1 rRNA gene is annotated in these 1,375 nt (G+C 51.1%); it reads left to right on the forward strand.

The features are described 5' to 3' along the window. A 23S ribosomal RNA gene (locus BLS60_RS21225) occupies window positions 1–1,375 on the forward strand; the annotation flags it as partial.

Here is a 1,375-nt window from a genome sequence, read left to right on the forward strand (position 1 = left end):
GGTATCATGCACTGAATACATAGGTGCATGAGGCGAACCAGGGGAACTGAAACATCTAAGTACCCTGAGGAAAAGAAATCAACCGAGATTCCCTTAGTAGTGGCGAGCGAACGGGGACTAGCCCTTAAGTTGATTTGAGATTAGTGGAAGGCTCTGGAAAGTGCCGCCGTAGTGGGTGATAGCCCCGTACACGAAAATCTCTTATCAATGAAATCGAGTAGGACGGAGCACGAGAAACTTTGTCTGAATATGGGGGGACCATCCTCCAAGGCTAAATACTACTGACTGACCGATAGTGAACTAGTACCGTGAGGGAAAGGCGAAAAGAACCCCGGAGAGGGGAGTGAAATAGATCCTGAAACCGTATGCGTACAAGCAGTGGGAGCAGACTTGTTCTGTGACTGCGTACCTTTTGTATAATGGGTCAGCGACTTATATTCAGTGGCGAGCTTAACCGAATAGGGGAGGCGTAGCGAAAGCGAGTCTTAATAGGGCGTTTAGTCGCTGGGTATAGACCCGAAACCGGGCGATCTATCCATGGGCAGGTTGAAGGTTGGGTAACACTAACTGGAGGACCGAACCGACTACCGTTGAAAAGTTAGCGGATGACCTGTGGATCGGAGTGAAAGGCTAATCAAGCTCGGAGATAGCTGGTTCTCCTCGAAAGCTATTTAGGTAGCGCCTCGTGTATCACTGCTGGGGGTAGAGCACTGTTTCGGCTAGGGGGTCATCCCGACTTACCAAACCGATGCAAACTCCGAATACCAGCAAGTGTCAGCACGGGAGACACACGGCGGGTGCTAACGTCCGTCGTGAAAAGGGAAACAACCCAGACCGTCAGCTAAGGTCCCAAAGTTATGGTTAAGTGGGAAACGATGTGGGAAGGCTTAGACAGCTAGGAGGTTGGCTTAGAAGCAGCCACCCTTTAAAGAAAGCGTAATAGCTCACTAGTCGAGTCGGCCTGCGCGGAAGATGTAACGGGGCTCAAACCATACACCGAAGCTACGGGTTCATCTTAGGATGAGCGGTAGAGGAGCGTTCTGTAAGCCTGTGAAGGTGAGTTGAGAAGCTTGCTGGAGGTATCAGAAGTGCGAATGCTGACATGAGTAACGACAATGGGAGTGAAAAACTCCCACGCCGAAAGACCAAGGTTTCCTGCGCAACGTTAATCGACGCAGGGTGAGTCGGCCCCTAAGGCGAGGCAGAAATGCGTAGTCGATGGGAAACGGGTTAATATTCCCGTACTTCTAATTACTGCGATGGAGGGACGGAGAAGGCTAGGCCAGCACGGCGTTGGTTGTCCGTGTTTAAGGTGGTAGGCTGAGATCTTAGGTAAATCCGGGATCTTAAGGCCGAGAGCTGATGACGAGTTGTC

It is taken from the genome of Phytopseudomonas seleniipraecipitans (genome assembly GCF_900102335.1).
GTDB classification, from domain to species: Bacteria; Pseudomonadota; Gammaproteobacteria; order Pseudomonadales; family Pseudomonadaceae; genus Aquipseudomonas; species Aquipseudomonas seleniipraecipitans.